At 68.4% G+C, this 2,639-nt stretch carries 5 protein-coding genes; 2 read left to right on the top strand and 3 right to left on the bottom strand.

Annotated features, from left to right (window positions below; genetic code table 11):
• Positions 1-120: 120 nt before the first annotated feature.
• From Q0M60_RS01815 to Q0M60_RS01805, 3 genes are all read right to left on the bottom strand, one after another.
• Positions 121-507 (bottom strand): VOC family protein, encoded by a 387-nt coding sequence (locus Q0M60_RS01815; RefSeq protein ID WP_296815188.1) that lies wholly within the window; start codon positions 505-507, stop codon positions 121-123.
• Between the two features lie 10 nt (positions 508-517).
• Entirely contained in the window at positions 518-1,312 is a 795-nt protein-coding gene (locus tag Q0M60_RS01810; RefSeq protein WP_296815186.1) for a crotonase/enoyl-CoA hydratase family protein, read from the bottom strand.
• A 99-nt stretch (positions 1,313-1,411) separates the two neighbouring features.
• A complete protein-coding gene (locus Q0M60_RS01805) occupies positions 1,412-1,708 on the bottom strand; it encodes a hypothetical protein (RefSeq protein ID WP_296815184.1) in 297 nt (98 codons plus the stop codon).
• A gap of 164 nt (positions 1,709-1,872) precedes the next feature.
• On the opposite strand from Q0M60_RS01805, the gene Q0M60_RS01800 reads away from it, so the two are divergent.
• Both Q0M60_RS01800 and Q0M60_RS01795 read left to right on the top strand, forming a co-directional pair.
• Entirely contained in the window at positions 1,873-2,085 is a 213-nt protein-coding gene (locus Q0M60_RS01800) for a DUF1289 domain-containing protein (RefSeq protein WP_296815181.1), read from the top strand.
• A 43-nt stretch (positions 2,086-2,128) separates the two neighbouring features.
• Positions 2,129-2,584: a TIGR02281 family clan AA aspartic protease gene (locus Q0M60_RS01795; protein WP_296815178.1), complete on the top strand. Its 456-nt coding sequence runs from the start codon at positions 2,129-2,131 to the stop codon at positions 2,582-2,584.
• The last annotated feature ends 55 nt before the right edge of the window (positions 2,585-2,639 follow it).

Raw genomic sequence — 2,639 nt, 5'->3', positions numbered from 1 at the left:
CCCAAGTGCGCCCGCTCCTGGCGGCGCGTGCCGGACGTGGGCTCCGACCCGGACTATCCCGACCTGTCGGCCCGCGACGCGGATGCAGTCAGGTGGCTGGACGCGCGCGCGGCCTGACGCCTACTCCGGGGCGTGGCAGACGGCTTCGAGGTTGAAGCCGTTAAGGTCCCGGACGAAGGCCCCGTAATAGTTCGGGTGGTAGATTTCCCGGATGCCCGGAGCGCCATTGTCGGTCGCCCCGGCCTTCAGCGCGGCTTCGTAGAAGGCGTCGACCTCCGCGCGCGTCCGGGCCTGGAAGGCGAGGTGGCAACCCTCGTCCACCGTCTTGCCTTCGCCGATCCAGAAGTAGGGCTTGTGGTTCGAACCGAAGCCGCAGGCCCAGCCCGACGGGTTCTGGTCCGGGCCGACCTCCATGATCTGCGCGATTCCCAGCGGCTTCAGCGCCGCCGCGTAGAAGGCCTTGGAGGCCGCGTAGTCCCTGACGCTCACGCCCAGATGGTCGATCATGGCTGAATCCTCAGCGGTTGAAGTTTGGCGGCCTCTTTTCCAGCGCAGCCGTGACGCCTTCGTGATGGTCCTCGGTCAGATGGGCCAGGGCCTGGATGGCCGCGGACATCTCGAGCAGCTGGTCGAAGCTGGCCTCGCGGCCCTGACGCAGCAGGGCCTTGGCCATGCGCAGCGCCTGGCCCGGCTGGGCGGCGATCTCGTCAGCGAGCGCCAGCGCCTCGGACATGAGGTCGTCGTGCGCCACGACGCGGTTGACCATCCCCCAGGCCAGCGCCGTCTCGGCGTCGATGGTTTTACCGGTAAAGAGCAGCTCCGCCGCACGGGCGTAGCCCGCATAGCGCGGCATGAGCCAGGCCCCGCCGTCGCCGGGAATGATGCCGAGCTTCACGAAGGGCACGCCGAAACGCGCCTCGGTCGAGGCGATGCGGATGTCAGCCAGGCCCGCAATGTCGCAGCCCAGGCCCATGGCCGGGCCGTTCACCGCCGCGATCAGCGGGATCTCCAGGCCATAAAGAGAGCGGACGATGCGATGGACCACGCGGCGGTAGCGTTCGCGAATCTCGGCGCCGGAGCCGGCGAAGAGCGCCGCCCGATCGCGCATGGCCTTGAGGTCGCCGCCGGCGGAGAAGGTCCGGCCCGCGCCCGTCATGACTGCGCAGCGGACGGAGGTGTCGGCGTTGAGCGTTTCGCAGACGCCGGCGAAGGCGTCCCCGTCCTCAAGATCCGGCAGGGCGTTGAGCCGCTCCGGACGATTGAGGGTCAACAGGGCGACGGCGCCGCGGCGTTCGACTTGGATCAGGCTCATGCCTCCTCTGTGCCGCTGCTCTCGCGCCCAGACAAGCGAAGGCCCCGGCGGGGGAACACCGGGGCCTTCTGGGGAGGTGATGAAGAGCAGGGGCTCGGATCAGGCCGTGCAGGCGGCGCGCTCGGCGGCGAGGTCGGCGGAGTCGTTGCTGCGCGCCTCGGAGGCAGCCTCGGCGCGGGCGTTGGTGGCGCGTTCCCGGATATGGTCGGCGCGGCCCCGTCGGGCGGCGCGCAGTTCCTGATCCAGGTCCCGGGTGTCGAGGCCGGCGCCTTCGACGAGGCCGGCGCATCGCGCCAGCGCGACATATTCGGCGTCGGAGATGCGGGCGGACTGGGCGTTGGCGGCGCTGGCGAGGGCGGCCGAAGCCAGGGCGAGGGAGGTGATGAACAGGCGCATTTGAAGTCTCCGTCTGATTTCCTGAGCGCCGGGGGAAGCGCGATACAACAGATGCGGGAGGGTTCGGATACGCTCAAGTTAAATGGAAGAAAAAAATTCGCTCTAATCTTGCCTCAATCGTTGCAGTCTTGTAATCAGAACCGCGATAACATAAATCTTTTGTCATGAGCGAAATCGCCTCTCCCTGCGTTCGCGTCTGCATCGTGGACGGACAAAGCAGCCTGTGCCTCGGCTGCTTCCGGACGCTTGAGGAGATCGCGAGCTGGAGCCGGCTGGACGATGCGGCGCGCGCGGCGGTGATGACCGAACTGCCGAAGCGGCGGGACAGGGCGGATTCGGCCGCGCGGATTCACGGGATGCAAACCCGCACGCGGTAAGACGGGGCGTCAGGCCGAGAAACGGCCGTGCCGGAGCGCGTTCATGCTCAAGTCCGCCGCCATCGTTTCGGCCGCCGTGATCGCCGCGCTGAGCGCCGCCGGGGGCGTCATGGCCGTCGATCGCGAGATCGGCCGCGAGGCCGTGATTCCGATGGCTTCCGACGGGCATTTCTGGGCGCTCGGTCACACCGGAGCCGGCGAGATCCGCTTCCTGGTCGATACAGGCGCCACCCGTGTCTCTCTCACCCGCGAGGACGCCGAGCGGCTGGGCATCGCGCTTCAAGATGACGCCTTCACTGAAGTGGTTCGCACGCCGTCGGGCGAGGTGCGCGCCGCGCCCGTGCGGCTGGATTGGCTGGCCGTAGGTCCGGCGCGGGTCGAGCAAGTCCACGCCCTGGTGTTCGAGGACGGACTGGGCGCCTCCCTGCTCGGGATGAGCTATCTGGCCCGGCTCGAGCGTTTCCGCGCCGAGGGCGGCTCGCTCAAGCTGTCAGGTTAGGGTCTTGGCCGCGATCGAGATCGCGGTGGCCAGCAAGAAGACGGCGAACGACCGA

It is taken from the genome of Brevundimonas sp., assembly GCF_024711105.1.
GTDB lineage: Bacteria > Pseudomonadota > Alphaproteobacteria > Caulobacterales > Caulobacteraceae > Brevundimonas.
Note: the sequence above shows the minus strand (reverse complement) of the source record. Positions and strands in the feature narration are given on the sequence as shown.

Excerpts from the sequence above, each read along its gene's own strand:
- Q0M60_RS01815 (WP_296815188.1), bottom strand. The coding sequence starts at position 507 with ATGATCGACCATCTGGGCGTGAGCGTCAGGGACTACGCGGCCTCCAAG.
- Q0M60_RS01810 (WP_296815186.1), bottom strand. The coding sequence starts at position 1,312 with ATGAGCCTGATCCAAGTCGAACGCCGCGGCGCCGTCGCCCTGTTGACC.
- Q0M60_RS01795 (WP_296815178.1), top strand. The coding sequence starts at position 2,129 with ATGCTCAAGTCCGCCGCCATCGTTTCGGCCGCCGTGATCGCCGCGCTG.
- Q0M60_RS01805 (WP_296815184.1), bottom strand. The coding sequence starts at position 1,708 with ATGCGCCTGTTCATCACCTCCCTCGCCCTGGCTTCGGCCGCCCTCGCC.
- Q0M60_RS01800 (WP_296815181.1), top strand. The coding sequence starts at position 1,873 with ATGAGCGAAATCGCCTCTCCCTGCGTTCGCGTCTGCATCGTGGACGGA.